This window comes from Ornithinimicrobium humiphilum, from assembly GCF_006716885.1.
Lineage (GTDB): Bacteria > Actinomycetota > Actinomycetes > Actinomycetales > Dermatophilaceae > Ornithinicoccus > Ornithinicoccus humiphilus.
Window position 1 is genome coordinate 1,781,682 of the sequence record NZ_VFPU01000001.1, and the last position, 16,185, is coordinate 1,797,866.

The 16,185-nt window shown below is 73.4% G+C and carries 21 protein-coding genes; 11 read left to right on the forward strand and 10 right to left on the reverse strand.

The features are described 5' to 3' along the window. Positions 1 to 37: 37 nt before the first annotated feature. Genes FB476_RS08340 through FB476_RS08350 form a run of 3 tightly spaced genes read left to right on the forward strand, consistent with a single transcriptional unit; the run spans position 38 to position 2,886 of the window. Positions 38 to 838: an alpha/beta fold hydrolase gene (locus FB476_RS08340; RefSeq protein ID WP_141818354.1), complete on the forward strand. Its 801-nt coding sequence runs from the start codon at positions 38 to 40 to the stop codon at positions 836 to 838. A gap of 42 nt (positions 839 to 880) precedes the next feature. After that, on the forward strand, positions 881 to 1,501 hold the full coding sequence (locus FB476_RS08345; protein ID WP_141818355.1) for an L-threonylcarbamoyladenylate synthase: 621 nt from the start codon (positions 881 to 883) through the stop codon (positions 1,499 to 1,501). An 11-nt stretch (positions 1,502 to 1,512) separates the two neighbouring features. Then, positions 1,513 to 2,886 carry an MBL fold metallo-hydrolase gene (locus FB476_RS08350; RefSeq protein ID WP_238329622.1) on the forward strand — a complete coding sequence of 458 codons (1,374 nt, stop codon included), beginning with the start codon at positions 1,513 to 1,515 and terminating at the stop codon, positions 2,884 to 2,886. A gap of 47 nt (positions 2,887 to 2,933) precedes the next feature. Here the strand turns inward: FB476_RS08350 and FB476_RS08355 are convergent, their stop codons facing one another. Continuing rightward, complete coding sequence (locus FB476_RS08355; RefSeq protein WP_141818356.1) at positions 2,934 to 3,257, reverse strand: hypothetical protein; 324 nt, start codon at positions 3,255 to 3,257, stop codon at positions 2,934 to 2,936. 102 nt (positions 3,258 to 3,359) lie between these two features. On the opposite strand from FB476_RS08355, the gene tpx reads away from it, so the two are divergent. After that, positions 3,360 to 3,857, forward strand: coding sequence for a thiol peroxidase (gene tpx, locus FB476_RS08360; protein ID WP_141818357.1), 498 nt, complete (start codon positions 3,360 to 3,362; stop codon positions 3,855 to 3,857). Between the two features lie 134 nt (positions 3,858 to 3,991). Here tpx and FB476_RS08365 read toward each other — a convergent pair whose 3' ends face one another. From FB476_RS08365 to FB476_RS08375, 3 genes are read right to left on the reverse strand one after another with little or no spacing between them, the layout of a single operon-like run. After that, a complete protein-coding gene (locus tag FB476_RS08365) occupies positions 3,992 to 5,116 on the reverse strand; it encodes a methyltransferase domain-containing protein (RefSeq protein ID WP_141818358.1) in 1,125 nt (374 codons plus the stop codon). Positions 5,117 to 5,141: 25 nt separating this feature from the next. Next, on the reverse strand, positions 5,142 to 5,663 hold the full coding sequence (locus FB476_RS08370) for a DoxX family protein (RefSeq protein WP_141818359.1): 522 nt from the start codon (positions 5,661 to 5,663) through the stop codon (positions 5,142 to 5,144). An 18-nt stretch (positions 5,664 to 5,681) separates the two neighbouring features. Continuing rightward, positions 5,682 to 6,107, reverse strand: coding sequence for an Lrp/AsnC family transcriptional regulator (locus FB476_RS08375; protein ID WP_141818360.1), 426 nt, complete (start codon positions 6,105 to 6,107; stop codon positions 5,682 to 5,684). A gap of 103 nt (positions 6,108 to 6,210) precedes the next feature. Here FB476_RS08375 and ctlX point away from each other — a divergent pair, with 103 nt between their 5' ends. After that, positions 6,211 to 7,200, forward strand: coding sequence for a citrulline utilization hydrolase CtlX (gene ctlX, locus FB476_RS08380; protein WP_141818361.1), 990 nt, complete (start codon positions 6,211 to 6,213; stop codon positions 7,198 to 7,200). Between the two features lie 36 nt (positions 7,201 to 7,236). On the opposite strand, the gene FB476_RS08385 is transcribed toward ctlX, so the two are convergent. Further along, the gene (locus FB476_RS08385; RefSeq protein ID WP_141818362.1) at positions 7,237 to 7,632 is read right to left on the reverse strand and encodes an HIT family protein; all 396 of its coding nucleotides are present in this window, start codon (positions 7,630 to 7,632) and stop codon (positions 7,237 to 7,239) included. Between the two features lie 112 nt (positions 7,633 to 7,744). Here FB476_RS08385 and FB476_RS08390 point away from each other — a divergent pair, with 112 nt between their 5' ends. From FB476_RS08390 to FB476_RS08400, 3 genes are all read left to right on the forward strand, one after another. Next, positions 7,745 to 8,488 carry an NUDIX hydrolase gene (locus tag FB476_RS08390; protein ID WP_238329623.1) on the forward strand — a complete coding sequence of 248 codons (744 nt, stop codon included), beginning with the start codon at positions 7,745 to 7,747 and terminating at the stop codon, positions 8,486 to 8,488. 94 nt (positions 8,489 to 8,582) lie between these two features. Beyond that, a complete protein-coding gene (locus FB476_RS08395) occupies positions 8,583 to 9,884 on the forward strand; it encodes a serine hydrolase domain-containing protein (RefSeq protein WP_141818363.1) in 1,302 nt (433 codons plus the stop codon). Positions 9,885 to 9,931: 47 nt separating this feature from the next. After that, entirely contained in the window at positions 9,932 to 10,348 is a 417-nt protein-coding gene (locus FB476_RS08400; protein ID WP_141818364.1) for a cupin domain-containing protein, read from the forward strand. Here FB476_RS08400 and FB476_RS08405 read toward each other — a convergent pair. Together FB476_RS08405 and FB476_RS08410 are read right to left on the reverse strand one after the other, a co-directional pair. Beyond that, positions 10,345 to 11,658, reverse strand: a complete 1,314-nt coding sequence (locus FB476_RS08405) for an alpha/beta-hydrolase family protein (protein ID WP_141818365.1) — start codon at positions 11,656 to 11,658, stop codon at positions 10,345 to 10,347. The two genes, FB476_RS08400 and FB476_RS08405, sit on opposite strands and share 4 nt — an antisense overlap. Positions 11,659 to 11,790: 132 nt before the next feature. Beyond that, on the reverse strand, positions 11,791 to 12,423 hold the full coding sequence (locus FB476_RS08410; RefSeq protein ID WP_141818366.1) for a GyrI-like domain-containing protein: 633 nt from the start codon (positions 12,421 to 12,423) through the stop codon (positions 11,791 to 11,793). Positions 12,424 to 12,459: 36 nt separating this feature from the next. Here FB476_RS08410 and FB476_RS08415 point away from each other — a divergent pair, with 36 nt between their 5' ends. Beyond that, entirely contained in the window at positions 12,460 to 13,002 is a 543-nt protein-coding gene (locus tag FB476_RS08415) for a nitroreductase family protein (protein ID WP_141818367.1), read from the forward strand. Here the strand turns inward: FB476_RS08415 and FB476_RS08420 are convergent. Next, positions 12,968 to 13,405, reverse strand: a complete 438-nt coding sequence (locus tag FB476_RS08420; RefSeq protein ID WP_141818368.1) for a hypothetical protein — start codon at positions 13,403 to 13,405, stop codon at positions 12,968 to 12,970. The genes FB476_RS08415 and FB476_RS08420 overlap by 35 nt on opposite strands. A gap of 142 nt (positions 13,406 to 13,547) precedes the next feature. Here FB476_RS08420 and FB476_RS08425 point away from each other — a divergent pair, with 142 nt between their 5' ends. Continuing rightward, complete coding sequence (locus FB476_RS08425) at positions 13,548 to 14,273, forward strand: ABC transporter ATP-binding protein (protein ID WP_141820063.1); 726 nt, start codon at positions 13,548 to 13,550, stop codon at positions 14,271 to 14,273. Beyond that, positions 14,270 to 15,016: an ABC transporter permease gene (locus FB476_RS08430; RefSeq protein WP_141818369.1), complete on the forward strand. Its 747-nt coding sequence runs from the start codon at positions 14,270 to 14,272 to the stop codon at positions 15,014 to 15,016. The genes FB476_RS08425 and FB476_RS08430 overlap by 4 nt, the downstream gene beginning before the upstream one ends. A gap of 1 nt (position 15,017) precedes the next feature. On the opposite strand, the gene ygiD is transcribed toward FB476_RS08430, so the two are convergent. After that, positions 15,018 to 15,887 carry a 4,5-DOPA-extradiol-dioxygenase gene (ygiD, locus tag FB476_RS08435; protein WP_141818370.1) on the reverse strand — a complete coding sequence of 290 codons (870 nt, stop codon included), beginning with the start codon at positions 15,885 to 15,887 and terminating at the stop codon, positions 15,018 to 15,020. 69 nt (positions 15,888 to 15,956) lie between these two features. Next, positions 15,957 to 16,151 carry a DUF427 domain-containing protein gene (locus FB476_RS08440; RefSeq protein ID WP_238329624.1) on the reverse strand — a complete coding sequence of 65 codons (195 nt, stop codon included), beginning with the start codon at positions 16,149 to 16,151 and terminating at the stop codon, positions 15,957 to 15,959. Positions 16,152 to 16,185: the final 34 nt, after the last annotated feature.

Sequence of the window (16,185 nt, forward strand, 5' to 3'; positions counted from 1 at the left end):
GAGGCCCGGGCCTGCGCGCTGACGTAGGCTCGGGCCCGTGAGCGAGGGTCTGCACAGCACGCTGGTCGGCGAGGGCGACGGCCCCGTCGTCGTCTTCCTGCACGGCCTCTTCGGCCGCGGCCGCAACTTCGCCACCGCCGCCCGCGCCGTGCAGCCCGAGCTGCGCGCGCTGCTCGTCGACCTGCCCGACCACGGCGCCTCGCCGTGGACCGACCGGGTCGACTACGGCGCGATGGCCGACGCCGTCGCCGAGCACCTGCGCTCGGGCGTCGCCGCGGACGGCCCCGTCCACGTCGTCGGGCACTCGATGGGCGGCAAGACCGCCATGACCCTGGCGCTGGCCCATCCCGACCTCGTCGACCGGCTCGTCGTCGAGGACGTCGGCCCGACCGGCACCGGCGAGACCAGCGAGTTCGAGCACCTCCTCGGTGCGCTCTCCCGCATCGACCTCGAGGGGATGACCAGCACGCGCGAGGCCGACGAGCAGCTGGCCGCCGAGGTGCCGCAGCGCACGCTGCGCGGCTTCCTGCTGCAGAACCTGCGTCGCGACGACCACGGGCGCCTGGCCTGGCAGCCCAACCTCGAGGTGCTCCGTCGCGACCTGCCGGCGATCACCGGCGACATCCCGCAGCTGGGGAGCGACGCCGTCTTCGAGGGGCCGGTGCTCTGGGTCGCGGGGGCCGACTCCGACTACGTCACCGCCGAGGCGGAGCCGGTGATGCGGCAGCACTTCCCGCAGACGCGCAGGGTCACCATCAAGGACGCCGGCCACTGGGTGCACTCCCAGCAGCCGGAGGTCTTCGCCGAGGTGCTGCGCCGCTTCCTCATCCCGGCCTGATCTTCCGGGCGCGAGCCGCCCGCGGTCGCTAGGGTGATCGGCATGGCTCGCTTCGTCGACATCCATCCGGTTGACCCGCAGCCCCGCCTGGTCGCCCAGGTGGTCGACATCCTCCAGGACGGCGGGCTGGCGGCCTTCCCGACCGACGCCTGCTTCACCCTCGGGGCGCGGCTCTCCGACGCGCACGCCAAGCAGCGCATCATCGACATCCGGCACCTCGACGGCAAGCACCACTTCACGCTGATGTGCTCGGACTTCGCCCAGCTGGGGTCGCTGGTGCAGCTGGACAACAGCGTCTTCCGCGCGATCCGGGCGGCCACGCCGGGGCCCTACACGTTTATCCTCCCCGCCACCGGAGAGGTGCCGCGCCGGCTGCTCCACCCCAAGAAGCGCACGGTCGGTGTCCGCATCCCCGACCACAAGGTCTGCCGGGCCCTGCTCGACGCGATGGGTGAACCACTGCTGACCAGCACGCTCCTGCTGCCCGACCACGAGGAGCCGATCGCGATGGGCTGGGACGTGAAGGAGGCCCTGGACCACGTCGTCGACGTCGTCGTGGACGGCGACCAGACCGGGCAGGAGCCGACCACCGTCGTGGACTTCTCCGAGGGCTATCCCGAGGTCGTGCGCGTCGGCGCCGGCGACCCGACCCCGTTCGAGTGAGAGGGAGCCGCGTGCCCGAGCCGACCGTGCCCACCGTCCTGACCATCGAGACCAGCTCGCTGGGCGACCGGAGCTATCTGGCCCACGACGGCGAGGTCGCCCTCGTGGTCGACCCGCAGCGCGACATCGACCGGGTGCTGGCCCTGGCCGAGCGGGAGGGGGTGCGCATCACCCACGTCTTCGAGACCCACATCCACAACGACTACGTCACGGGCGGCTACGCCCTCGCGCGCCGCACCGGGGCGGCCTACCACGTCAACGCCGACGACCAGGTGTCCTTCGACCGGGTCCCGGTCCGGGACGACGACGTCGTCGAGGTGTCCGACCGGCTGCGGGTGCGGGTGCTGGCGACCCCGGGCCACACCTTCACCCACCTGTCCTACGTCCTCGAGGGCGATCCGCCGCACGTCTTCACCGGCGGTTCCCTGCTCTTCGGCTCCACCGGGCGTCCGGACCTGCTCGGCGAGGAGCACAGCGAGGAGCTGGCGCGGCTGCAGCACCGCTCCGCGCACCGGCTCGCCCACCAGCTGCCGGGGGAGACCCACGTGATGCCGACCCACGGCTTCGGCTCGTTCTGCTCGGCGACCCAGGCGTCCGGGGACGCCTCGACCGTGGCCCGGGAGCGGGCGACCAACCCGGCCCTCCTCCTCGACGTCGAGGACTACGTCCGCGAGATCCTCGAGGGCCTGGACCTCTTCCCGGCCTACTACGCCCGGATGCACCCGGCCAACGTCGCGGGCCCCTCCGAGCCCGACCTCGACCCGCCCGCCCCTGCCGACCGGGCCGAGCTGCGTCGCCGGGTCGACGCGGGCGACTGGGTGGTCGACCTGCGCACGCGCCGGGCGTTCTGCGCAGGTCACCTGCCCGGGTCGTTCAGCTTCGGGCTGGACGGGCAGTTCTCCACCTGGCTGGGCTGGCTGCTGCCCTCCGGTGCCACGGTCACCCTGCTGGGCGCGACGGAGGACGACGTCGCCATCGCGCAGCGCGAGCTGTCACGCATCGGGATCGAGCAGGTCGCGGGTGCCGCGACGGGCGGTCCGGAGGAGTGGATCGAGGGTGCGCCGGCGACCCTCGAGCGGGCCACCTTCGCCGACCTGGCGCAGGTGCTGCACCACCGTCGTGTCGGCATCCTCGACGTGCGCAACCCCAAGGAGCACGCCGCGACCCACGTCGACGGCGCGGTGAACGTCCCTCTGGGCCAGTTGCTCGAGCGGCTCGACGCCGTGCCCGAGGGCGAGGTGTGGGTGCACTGCGCCGCGGGCTACCGCGCGGCGGCGGCCGCCTCGATCCTGCAGGCGCAGGGCCGGCGGGTCGTGTGCGTCGACGACTCCTTCGGGGAGCAGGCGCGCGCGTCCGGGCTGCCGCTCGTCAGCAGCGACGACTGACGGTCGTCCCGGGCCGGGCGGCCGGGACGGGCTGCGTCTGCCTGCCGTCAGGCCTGGGGCTGCCAGCTCAGGACGGCCTCGTCGCCGAGCTGGCTGATCGCGAGCTCGCTGACGGTGCGCTCGATGTGCTCGCGCCGCTCGACGGTCGGACCCTCGGCGGTGAAGTGCAGGGTGCCGCCCTCGACGCGGATGCGCACGAGGCCACCCTCGCGGAAGGGGATCGTGTAGCCGTCCTGCTCACGGAGGGCGCCCCGGTGCTTGTTGGCCTCCTCGACGAGCTTCTCGAGGAGCACCTTGGGGTCGGAGATGGTCAGCGAGGCGGTGCTGCGCTCCCGCACGCCCTCGGGTGCGGCGTCGAACGTACTGGCCATGCTCGATCAACTTCCTTGTCGTCGGCGGAGTGCTGAGAGGCTCCATCATGACAGAGCCACCCCAGCGGGAGCCGGAGGCCCGCCCGATGGTAGACACGACGCATGGCGACCATCACCCTGCGAGGGAACCCCGTGACCACCGTCGGCGAGCTGCCCCAGGCGGGCGAGGCCGCACCGGCCCTCACGCTCACCGGCACCGACCTGTCCGACTTCAGCACCGCCGACCTGGCGGGCAAGCGCGTCGTGCTCAACATCTTCCCGAGCGTCGACACCGGCATCTGCGCCGAGTCCGTGCGCAAGTTCAACGAGCTGGCGACGACGCTGCCCGACACCGTCGTGGTCTGCGCGTCCAAGGACCTGCCCTTCGCCCAGGCCCGCTTCTGCGGCGCCGAGGGCATCGAGAACGTCCGCGTCGGCTCGGCCTTCCGCTCCGACTTCGGCGACGCGCTCGGCCTGACGATGGCCGATGGCCCGATGGCCGGGCTGCTCGCCCGCTCCGTCGTCGTGCTCGACGCCGACGGCAGCGTGATCCACACCGAGCTCGTGCCGGAGATCGGCCAGGAGCCCGACTACGACTCCGCGGTCGCAGCCCTGTCCTGATCCCGCTGCCGGCCCGCGGGCCGGACGGCAACCCTGTGCCGCCGATGCGCCTCTCCGGAGGTCGCACCGGCGGCACAGCCTTGTCCGGCACGGGGTATGCGGTGCTCGGCCGAGCGGGGCGGCCGGTCGGGCACTCAGGCGCCGTCGCGCGCCAGCTCCACGAGCACCTCGGCGTGGGAGCTCTGCGGGAACATGTCGAAGACCCGGGCCCGGCGCACGCGCAGCGAGGGCATCGCCTCCAGGTCACGCGCCAGCGAGGTCGCGTTGCACGAGGAGTAGAGGACCCGCGGCACGCCGCTGGCCTCGAGCCACGCAGCAAGTGAGCCGATGCCCCGCCTGGGCGGGTTGACGACGACGTATCCGGGAGCGGGCTCGTCGACCAGGAGCGACGTCGCGTCGCCCGCCGCGAAGCGCGCGGCGACGCCCATCTCCGCAGCGCTGGTGCGGGCGCTGAGGACGGCCTCGGGGGACCTTTCGACGCCGAGCACGTCGCGCCCTGGAGCCGCGAGGTGGAGCGCGAAGCCGCCGACGCCGCAGTAGAGGTCCCACAGGCTCGCGGGCGCCGACTCACCGACCCACTCCTGGGCCTGGCGGTAGAGCCCGGCCGCGACGACGGTGTTGGTCTGGAAGAAGCTGCGGGTCCGCAGGTGCAGGGTCACCGAGCTGAGGCGCATCGGCAGCGTCTGCTCCGCGGTGAGCACCAGCTCCTCGTCGCCCTCGAGCACCGCCTTGTGCTCGGGCTGGAGGTTGACGCTCACGACGCGTGTGCCGGGCAGGGCCTCGCGCACGAGGGGCAGCAGCTCACGGACGCGGTTGAGCTGGCCGGGGGAGCGCAGGACGAGGCGGACCATCAGCTCACCGTCCGGGGACGCGGTGACGAGCACGTGCTTGAGCTCGCCCTGGCGGCGCGGGACGTCGTAGGGCACCAGCCCCGACCCCGCCACGAGGTCGGCCAGGACCGGCACGGCGGCGGCCAGCGCGGGCTCGTAGAGGCCGCAGTGGCGCAGGTCGACGCCCTGCCCGGCGACGTCGAGGATGCCGAAGGTCATCGCGTCCCGGGTGCCGCCGACGACGAGCTTGGCCTTGTTGCGGAAGGCCTGCTCGGGGCCCGAGAACGGCGCGTCCCAGAGCTCGTCGGGCACGTGCGCGTGCAGCGCGGCGGCGACCGACCGCTGGGTGTCGGCCAGCTGGGTGGGGTAGGGCACCCCCATCAGGGCGCAGGAGCGGCATACCCCCGCGTCGAAGTAGTCGCACTGCACCCCGACAGCCTAGGCGCGCTGAAGGTCAGGGCCGTCCGCTGGTGCGCATCGCGTCGAGGGACCAGCGGCCCGCCCCGGTGAAGACCAGCGCGAGGGAGAGGGCCACCAGCAGCAGGACCGCCTCGCCCGTCAGCCCGCCCTCGGGCGTCAGCGGCTGGTAGTCGAGGCTGAGGTAGATCTCCAGCAGCCAGATCGTCGACAGCGAGCCGGCGACGAGGAAGGCCGCGGGGCGGGTGAAGAGCCCGAGGGCGATGAGCACCGGCAGGCCGACCTGACCGAGCATGATCATCCAGGCGAAGAACTCCGGCGCCTGCGCCCCGAGGACGTTGTCCCCGACCTCGCGGACGAAGGTGCTCATGTCCGTCGCCTTGTGCACGCCGTGGGGGACGAGCAGCAGGGTGCCGAGGCGCGCGACGAGCAGGCCGAGGTCGAGCCCCGGGCGGTGCATCTCGGCCGCCGGACCCAGGTCCTCCTCCCACGCGTCGTAGACCTCGCGGTGGTAGTGCTCGGACCGGTCGTCGTCGGTCCGGATGTCGTCGTCGTGCACGGTGGGCTCCTTCTCGCCTCAGAGCGTCCGCAGCAGGATCGAGGTCTCGGTCCGCACCACCCCGCGCACCCCGCGCAGCTCGACCAGGGCCCGGTCGAGCTCGCCGAGGGAGGTGGCGCTGAGCGTGGCGACGATGTCCCAGCTGCCGTTGGTCGCGTGCATCTCGACCACCTCGGGGATGCGGCGCAGCACCTGCGCGACGGCCTTGGTGGTGGTGCCGTGCAGCTCGACGAGGCACACGGCGCGCACGATCTGCTTCTCGTGCTCCGGGTCGAGCTCGATGGTGAACCGCCTGATCACGCCGTCGGAGACGAGCCGGTTGAGGCGCGTCTGCGCGGTGCCCCGGGCCACGTGCAGGTCGGCCGCGAGCGAGGAGACCGAGGCCCGGCCGTCGTCCCGCAGCCGGGCCAGCAGGGCCCGGTCGATGTCGTCAAGGCGGTGCATGGCCAGACTGTACAACCCGCAGCGCAGAATGATCAGGGAATGACGGAAAGTATGGCGTTTCACGCCGATGTGCTGACACCGCCCCGACCGCATCATGGGGCACATGACCCTTGCTCCCGAACGCCGTGACGTCCCGGACCTCGTCCGCGGGCGCCAGCCGCAGCCGCACCCCGCGGCCGCGCAGCAGGCGCCGGCGGCCGTGGTCATGGTGCGACCCCACCACTTCACCCCGAACCCCGAGACGCTCGTGGACAACGAGTTCATGAGCGTGCCCGACGCCGCCCCCGAGGAGGTGGCCCGCGCCGCCTACCGCGAGGTCACGGTCATGGCCGAGCAGCTGCGCGCCGCCGGGGTCGAGGTCCACCTCGTCGAGGACACCGGGAGGGCCACGCCCGACTCGGTCTTCCCGAACAACTGGTTCACCACCCACCCCGACGGCAGCCTCGTGCTCTACCCGATGCGCTCGCCCGTGCGCCGCTGGGAGCGCCGCGCCGACGTCGTGGGCATGCTCTACGGGCGCTACCGCATCGCCCGCACGCGCGACTACAGCGCGTGGGAGGAGGTCGGCCGCTACCTCGAGGGCACCGGCGTCATGGTGCTCGACCACGTGTACCGCATCGCCTACGTCTGCCGCTCCGGCCGCGCCGACGAGCGCCTGCTCGAGCTCTTCTGCGCCGAGCACGACTACCGCCCGGTGGTCTTCGACGCGACCGACTCCGAGGGCGTGCCGATCTACCACACCAACGTCATGATGGCCGTCGGGACCCGGGTCGCGATCGTCGCCCTGGAGACCGTGCGCGACACCACGCAGCGGGCCCGGCTCGTCCACGAGCTCGAGCAGTCCGGCCGCGAGGTCGTCTCGATCACCGAGGCCCAGATGGGCGAGTTCGCCGGCAACGCCCTCGAGGTGCTGGCGGGCGGCTCGCCGCTGCTCGTGATGTCGGCGCGCGGCTGGCGCTCCCTCGACCGCGACCAGCGTCGACGCCTGGAGTCGCACCACGAGGTGCTGCCGGTCGAGGTGCCCACCATCGAGCACGCGGGCGGCTCCGCCCGGTGCATGCTCGCGGGCATCCACGCCCCGCGCCGCGACTGACCCGGCGGGGCGGCCGGCCAGTGGCCGCCCCGGGTCTCAGCGCCCCAGCGCCTCGCGCAGCAGCACCGCGTCCTGCGCCAGGTCGGCGGGGTCGCGCGGCGTCGCCGCCGAGAGGTCGAAGTCGTCCGGGCTGGACGCCGGGAAGACGTGCACGTGCGCGTGCGGCACCTCGAAGCCCTGGATGACCACGCCCACCCGCTTCCCGCCGAAGGCGCCGAGCTGGGCCCGGCCGACGGTGGCCGCGACCTCCATGAGGTGCCCCATCGTCGCGGGGTCGAGGTCGGTCCACTGATCCACCTCGGCGCGCGGCACGACGAGGGCGTGCCCGCGCGTCAGCGGGGCGATGTTGAGGAAGGCGACGCAGACGTCGTCCTCCCAGACGAGCTCGCCGGGGATCTCGCCGTTGATGATCTTGGTGAAGAGGGTGGCCATGCCGCCAGCCTAGGACCGCCGGTCACGGCGCCGGGCGACCCGGGTACGGTGCCGGGGACGACAGGGTGCACGGACGCCTCGTGCCCAGGGGTCCGGGCCAGGAGGAGGAACGGTGGGGGAGCAGGGATCGCTGGCGCACGTCATACCCGCCCCGCTGCGGTATGACGTGGAGCTGCGCGAGCGCATCACCGCCCACCTCTCCGGGCACGAGCGCCGGGTGGCGGACCTGGGGGAGCGGCGGCACGCCGCGGTCGCCCTGGTCCTCGTGGACTCGGCCCCGGAGACCGCACGCGCACCCTCGCTCGGGCCGGACGGTCGCCCGGCGCACGCCCCGGTGCTCCTGCACGAGGGACTGACGGCCGGGGCGGGAGGAGCGGCGTTCGTCCTCTGCCGTCGGCCGCTGACCCTGCCGCGCCACGCGGGTCAGTACGCCCTGCCCGGTGGCCGCCTCGAGCCGGGGGAGGACGTGGTCACGGCAGCCCTGCGCGAGACGCACGAGGAGATCGGCGTCGACCTCGGTCCGGACGCCGTCCTGGGACTGCTCGACGACTACGTGACGCGCTCCGGCTTCGTCATGACCCCGGTCGTCGTCTGGGCCGGTGAGGTCGAGCTGCGGCCCGACCCGGGCGAGGTGATGGCGGCCTACCGGGTCGGCCTGCACCAGCTGCTCCGGACGGACTCACCGCGCCTGGAGCACATCCCCGAGAGCGACCGTCCGGTGGTCTCCGTGCCCCTGGGATCGACCTACGTGCACGCGCCGACGGCCGCCGTCCTGGTCCAGCTCGGATGGCTCGGGCTGCTGGGCCGGAGCGACCCCGTCGACCACTTCGAGCAGCCGGTCTTCGCCTGGTCCTGAGGCCCGGCGGACCTCGCCGGCGAGGTCCGCGACTGGCATCACCCCCTCTGACGTGCTTGAATGCCGGTTCACGTCTCTCGGGGAGGACCTGTCCATGCGCCGACGTCGCACCGTCTCGACCACCCTGGCCGCCCTCGCGGCCCTCGCCCTGCCGCTGGGGCTGACGCCCGGAGCGGTCGCCCAGCCCGACGGCTCGGGGCCTGACGACCTGACGCCGACGGACGTCACCGGGCTCGTCGTCGAGGCCGTCCGGGAGGCGCAGCAGGAGCGCACGGGCACCGCGTCCGCGAGGTCCGCCGGTCCCGCCACCACGCCCACCGACCGGGAGCTCCGCCGCGCCCTCGACGAGGCCACGCGCGCGCTCGTCGACCAGGGGGCCGTGGGCGTCACCGCCCGGGTCGAGTCGCCGGTTCTGGACTGGCGCGGCTCCGCCGGTGTGCGCGAGGTTGGGGCCCGCCCGCCGGCCCAGCCGCAGGACCGCTTCCGCGTCGCCAGCATCACCAAGACGATGATCGCCACGCTCGTGCTGCAGGAGGTCGAGGCGGGCACCTTCGACCTCGACACCCCGGTGAGCTCGATCGTCCCCGGGCTGTTCCCGGGCCGCGGCTCGGTCACGGTCGAGCAGCTGCTCAGCCACCGCTCGGGCGCGCCCACCGCGACCGACCACGTGCTCCTGACCCGCATCCAGGACCCGAGCAGCTGGGACCAGTTCCTCGCCGCGATCGGTCAGGACTACAGCGACGAGGACCACCTGTGGGTCGTCAACAACCTGCCCTGGCACTTCCTGCCGGGCACCGACTTCTCCTACTCCAACGCCGGCTACGTCGCCCTCGGGGTGCTGCTCCAGGAGGTCACGGGGGAGGAGATCGACGACCTGCTGCGCGAGCGCGTGCTGCGTCCCGCCGGGATGCGCCACACGAGCTATCCCGACGACCCGGGCATCAACGGCCCGTTCCTGGTCGGCGCCGCCTACACCGGGCCAGCGTGGACGGGCGGTCTGGACTGGGTCTCGCTCGACGGCTTCGACCCGGACGTCTTCCGCTCGGCCGGGGCTGCGGTCAGCACGACCGAGGACCTCAACGCCTTCACCGAGGCGTTGCTGTCGGGCGAGCTGCTCGAGCCGGGGACCGTGGCCGACATGGTCGAGCCGCGGACCGTCGGTCAGGAGCTCTTCCCCGACTACGGGCTCGGGGTCTACCGCCTGCAGGACCCGTGCACGGGCGGGTGGCTCTACGGCCACGACGGCGCGAGCTACGGCACGGTCAGCCTGGCGCTGTCCTCGGCCGACGGCACGCGCCAGCTGTCGGTCGGCATCACCGGTCGTGACCTGACCGGGACGCTGCCGCCCTACGACCTCAACCAGCTGCTCGTGCCGATGCTGCTGGCGACCTGCTGACGCCCGGGCCGCTGGACGACTCCGCACGGCTGCGGTTGGATCGGGGGATGGACGACCCCCGGCACGACTCCCGATCCGCCGAGCCTGTGACCCTGGTCCCCGACGGGGCCCTCGCGCCCGCGGACCCGACCCCCGGCATGTCGCGACGCGTCGCCATGCACGCCGACGGGATGTGGACCGGCACTGTCGACACCGAGCCCGGCGCGGTGAGCGGCTGGCACCACCACGGGGAGCACGAGACGACGCTCTACGTCGTCTCGGGGCGCATGCGTCTGGAGTCCGGGCCGGACGGCAGCGAGGTCGTCGAGGCCGGGCCCGGAGACTTCCTGCGGGTGCCCGCCTGGGCCGTCCACCGCGAGTCCAACCCCGGCGAGGAGGGTTCGCGCGCCGTCATCGTGCGCTGCGGCTCCGGGGCGCCGACGGTCAACGTCGAGGGCCCCGCGCCCGCCCCGCAGGAGGACTAGCAGGTCGGCAGCGTCCAGTCCTGCTCCGCGCCGTAGCGGTGCCCGTGCCCCGACGGGGTGCTCAGCGAGACGCTGGTGTCGAGCCAGGTCGTCGCATAGCTGAGCCCGGGCAGCCAGGTGCCGGGCCAGTCCTCGGGGCGCTGGTATGCCGTGCGCGTGGTCAGGTGGGTGATCGGGTCGTCGGCGTTGAGCAGGGTCCGCTCACGCGGGTGGCCCGAGGTCGTGGTGCCGGGCGTGCCGCTCCACACCGCTGCGCAGACCTGGCCCGCCGGGTCCGGGAGCTCGGCGACCGCGGCCTGGCCGACGGTGGCACCAAGCGACTCACCCAGCACGTAGACGTCGGGGCGGTCGGCCGCCGGCACCTCGCCGACCACCTCGACGACCCCGTGCACCAGGGTCGACGCCGCCCGGCGGGCCGGGTCCTGGTCGAGGAGGAAGTAGTACCAGCTCGGCAGGTCGCCGGCCTGGGCGGAGACGACCGCGACGTCGCCGCCGAGCTGCGCCTCGACCTCCCTGACCGCGACGTCGTTGACCCAGCCGCTCCCGGTGGGCACGACGACCACCACGGCCCGGCGGGCGAGCCCGCCCGCGGTCACGAGCCGGTCCACCGCCAGCCGGGCGACCGCCTCCGGGCCGTCGGCCTCGTCGGCCAGTGCGAGCACGCGGGTGGCCCCGACGGGCGACTCCTGGAGCAGGATGTGGTTGGGGTGCCCCTTGCGCAGCCCGTCCAGCAGCCCGTCGAGCACCCCCGGCGCGGAGGCCGACGCCGTCGTCACGCTGGCTCCCAGCACGAGGACGGTGGCGACGCGGGCCGTCGAGGAGGTGCGCAGCGCCCGCAGGGCGGCGGTGACGCCGCGGGCCAGGGTGAGACCGACGCCCACCACGAGGAGGGTCCAGGCACCGGCCGTCAGCGCGTGGGCGAGCCCGGGTTCAGGCAGGCCGAGGGTGACAGCCTGCTCGGAGAGGCCGAGCCAGGAGAGCGTCCCTGCGACGAGGACCACGAGGGCGGTGGCTGCGAGGACGAGAACGCCCGCGCGCCCGCCGCCCGCGTCCGCGCCGGTCGCGCGCGGCCCCGTCGCGCGCCGCACCACGGCGACCAGCCCCACCGCCGCCAGCACCAGCACGCCCGCCAGCAGGCCCTGGGTCCAGGCCGGCCGGGGCAGCAGCGAGGGCACCGTGGAGGTCACCAGCGCCACCCCGATGGCGAGCGTGGTCGACGGCGCGGGCACCTGGGACGACAGCAGCGCGAGGGGGTGAATCCTCGTGCGGATCGTCCGGGGAAGAGCGTGGGGGAGCGGTGCGGAGAGCATGTCTCCAGTCCATCGACGCGAGGGCTCGGTGTCTGTGGTGCCAGACAGAGACTTCGCGGTGGCTGTCCCCGACCCGCCGGGGTGGGGACAACCCCACCCCGGCCCGCCGCCGCGGGCACGGCATACCCCGGGTCAGGCCGGTGCCACCGGCTGACGCAGGATGGTCCGCAGCCGCTCCGGCGAGGTGCGTCGGGCGTCGCTGAGATAGATCTCGTGGTGCTTCCCGGTGAGCCGCAGCCCCCGCCCGGGGATGACCACGTCGTGCAGCTCGGCGAGCACGGGGCCCTCGTCGTCGTAGGGCCCGACGTGCAGGGTCTGCAGGCACCGGCCCTCGGCGAGCGTCTCGCAGCGCAGCCGGTCGAGCGCGGGGGAGGCGTCGGGTCTGCGGGCCACGTCGGCGACGGCCTCGTCGACGAGGTCGGACGGGACCCAGTCCGGGACCAGGATCATCGTCGTCCAGCTCCACCGGCTCTTGTCACGTGCCGAGGTGAAGACGCGGTGGTCCTCGGCCCACCACAGCGCCTCCAGGGGCGGGACGACGTGGTCGCGCCCGAGCCGGTCCCGGGCGAGGAACTTCACGCGGTAGGCGACGGGGTAGAGCGCGGCCAGCGCCTCGGCATAGGCCCGAGCGGTGTTGGGGTCGCCGGTCCCGTCGACCATGAGGTAGCGCAGCGGTGGCACCTCGATCTCGCGGAACTCGCCGGCGCGGGCGCGGTAGGAGTCCATGGTCCGCCTGAGGTCCACCTTGTCCGTGGTGCCGCTCATGGTTGCCTGCCTACCACGGACCAGCAGAATGGCGGGATGACGACACGAGGCTCCGACCTGCTCGCCCTGATGCGGGGGCTGCGCCAGTCCCGCCGCTTCCTCGACCGTCCCGTGCCCCGGGAGGACCTCGAGCAGATCCTCGAGGTCGCCCGCTGGACGGGGAGCGCCAAGAACAGCCAGCCGTGGCACCTCGTCGTCGTCACCGACCGGGCCGACCAGGAGACGTTGGCCGGCTGCGGCGACTTCGCCGGCTTCCTGGCCGGTGCGCCGATGTCGATCGTCGTGGGGATCGAGGGCCCGGGGCGCCCGGGCGCCTACGACGACGGGCGGTTGCAGGAGCGGATCATGCTCGCGGCGGCGGCTCTGGGTCTGGGCAGCGGCACCGCCTGGTTCAGCACGCCCGAGTCGCGCGGCCGGGTGCGCGACCTGCTCGGCATGCCGTCCGCGCTGGAGCCGTGGTCGGCGATCGCCCTGGGCTACACCGATACCGCCAGGGCGCAGGCGGCTCCGCAGCTGTCCGGGCGCAAGCCGCTGGAGGAGATCGTCAGCTGGGGCCGCTACGGCGGTCGCGCCGGCTGACCCGGTCGCGCACGGCCCGGGTCACGGCGTTGACCACGACCGCCCCGACGGCGAGCCCCACGAGGAGCATCAGCGACCCGACCACGGCCAGGCCCGACTCGTCCTCCCGAACGGCCTGCACGGTCCACGGAAGCCAGAAGCCGAGCACCGTGCCTGCGACGACGATCCGGGACGGCCACCTCAGGGTGAGCAGCGCCACGACGGCTGCGAAGGTCAGCGCGCAGCCGACGACCTGCGCAGGACGGTAGGGACCCTGGTAGGCCCCGATCTCGGCGTCCCAGTAGTACTCGGTGTCCCACCCCAGCCAGGCGGCCCACGTGGCGGCGCCCAGCAGGAATGCCAGCACGAGGCCGAGCCACCAGCGGCGCCCGGCCGGATCACGACGACCGCCCTGCTCGACCATGACGTCCCCCTCACTCGTCCCCCGCGTCCGCCCGACGCTACTCGTCCCGACCGTCCGGCGACAGCCTTGAGCGGTCGGTTCCCGTCACCTGCTCATCCTGTCCCACGGCGCGAACCCGCCGCGGGACTACGCTGCTGACGTGATGTCGTCGGTGTCGGGCGGCCCGGTGGTCGAGGCTCGTGGCCTCGTGGTCCACCGTGGTCGGACGCGCGTCCTGGACGACCTCGACCTGGCGCTCGCACCCGGCACGGTCACCGGCCTGCTGGGTCCCTCCGGCTGCGGCAAGACGACCCTCATGCGCACCCTCGTGGGCGTCCAGCGCGTCACGGCGGGGGAGGTCCTGGTGCTGGGGGAGCCGGCCGGGTCGCCGGGTCTGCGGCACCGGGTGGCCTACACCAGCCAGAACCTCAGCGTCTACCCGGACCTCACGGTGCGGGCCAACGTGTCCTACTTCGCGCGGCTGGTCGGCGCGGGCGACGGGCAGGTCGGGCGGATCCTCGAGGCGGTCGAGCTCGGGGACCACGCGGACCGTCGGGTCGAGACCCTCTCCGGCGGCCAGGCCAGCCGGGTCTCGCTCGCCTGCGCGCTGGTGGGCAACCCCGAGCTGCTGGTGCTCGACGAGCCGACCGTGGGGCTGGACCCGCTCACGCGCGAGGCGCTGTGGACCTACTTCCACTCCCTCGTCGCGGAGGGCCGCACGCTGCTCGTCTCCAGCCACGTCATGGACGAGGCCACCCGGTGCGACGACGTCCTGTTGATGCGGGAGGGGCGCTTCCTCGCCCACGGCCCGATCGAGGAGCTGCAGGAGCGCACCGGCACGACGACGCCGGAGGCCGCCTTCCTGGCCCTGATCAAGGAGGGCCGGTGAGCAGCCGCCTCGCGACGGTGCGACGGATCGCCGCCCAGCTCCGGGCCGACCCCCGGACCGTGGCGATCGTGCTGGTCATGCCGCTGGTGCTCGTGACCCTGCTCTACCTGGTCTTCCTCGACGTGCCGGTGCCGCCGGGCGGCCGGTCGGTCTTCGACCGCATCGGGCCGGTCATGCTCGCGGTCCTGCCGATGCTGCTGATGTTCATCGTGACCTCGGTGACGATGCTGCGGGAGCGCCGGTCCGGCACGCTGGAGCGCCTGCTCACGACGCCGCTGAGCCGCTGGAACCTCCTCGCCTCCTACGGTGCCGTCTTCGGCATGCTCAGCGTGGTCCAGGCGCTCCTGCTGGGGCTGCTCATCCTCGGCCCGCTCGGCGTCGAGATCGACGGGCCCCCGGCGGTCCTGCTCCTCGTCGCCCTGCTCGACGGCCTCGTCGGCGTGGCCTTCGGCCTCCTCGCCAGCGCCTTCGCGCGCACCGAGTTCCAGGCCGTGCAGTTCATGCCCGTCTTCATCGGACCGCAGCTCCTGCTGTGCGGCCTCTTCGTGCCGACCGACCTGATGCCGGACGCCCTCGGGCTGATCGCGGCGTGCCTGCCGATGACCTGGGCCGTGGACGCGGTCGGCGACGTGCTGGCCGACTCGGTGGGTCCGGGGACGGTCGTGGACCTGGGGCTGCTGGCGGCCCTGGTGCTGGTCTTCCTCTTCGTCGCGTCCCGGTCGATGCCGCGGCAGACCCGCTGACTCAGATGTTGGCGTCGAGCGCCGGGAAGCCGGGCGGCAGGTCGGCGGCGCCCTCCTCGGCCTCCGACTCCGCCCGGCGAGCGGCCTCGAGGTCCAGCCCCAGGGTGTAGGCGGCCATCGAGATCGAGCCGGCCGCATGGCCGTCGACCAGCGGGTCCAGCGGCTCTCCGTCGGCGAGACCGGCGATGTAGAGGAGCGGAAGGTAGTGGTCGGGCGTCGGGACGGCCGCAGCGAAGTCGGGGTGGGAGTCGAGCGCCGCGACCTGCGCCGGGTCGTCCATGAGCGTCTCGCGCGCCACGTCGTCGAAGCGCCGCGCCCAGTCGTAGCCCTCGTCCGGGCGGGTGAAGTCGACGGCGTGCAGGTTGTGGACGACGTTGCCGCTGCCGACGACCAGGACCCCTTCGTCGCGCAGCGCCCCGAGCTTGCGGCCGAGCTCGAGGTGGTGGTCGAAGCTCTTGAAGGCGTTGAGCGAGAGCTGCACGACGGGCACCGAGGCGTCGGGGAAGGCGTGAAGCAGGACCGACCACGTGCCGTGGTCGATGCCCCAGCTGTCGATGTCCTGGCCGACCCAGGTCGGCTTGACGACGTCCGCGACGAGCTCGGCGACGTCGGGCGCCCCGGGCGCGGGGTACTGGACGTCGAAGAGCTCCTGGGGGAAGCCGTAGAAGTCGTGGATGGTGCGCGGCCGCGGCATGGAGGTGACGGCGGTGGCGTTGGTGTACCAGTGCGCCGAGACGACCAGGATCGCCCGCGGACGGGGCACCGACCGCCCGAAGAGCCGCCAGGCCTCGGTGTAGCGGTTGCGCTCCAGGGCGTTCATCGGGTTGCCGTGCCCGAGGAAGGCCGCCGGCATCCGGGTGGTCGCGCTCATGGCTGGTCCTCCTGACGACGTGGGGTCCAGCCTAGGGCGGCCCACCATCGCCGACCAGCACCGGGACCGTCAGGCGATGACGTCGACGCCTCTCCAGAACGCCACCCGGCCCGCGATCTGCGACGCGGCCGGCTTCGGGTCGCGGTAGGTCCAGACCGCGTCGGGGTTCTGGCGGCCACCGACCTCGAGGGAGTAGTAGGAGGCCGTGCCCTTCCAGGGGCAGACCGTCGTGGTCGAGGATGGGCGCAGGAGCTCCTGCCGCACGGACTCCAGCGGGTGTGTGGGAAGGAGAACCACT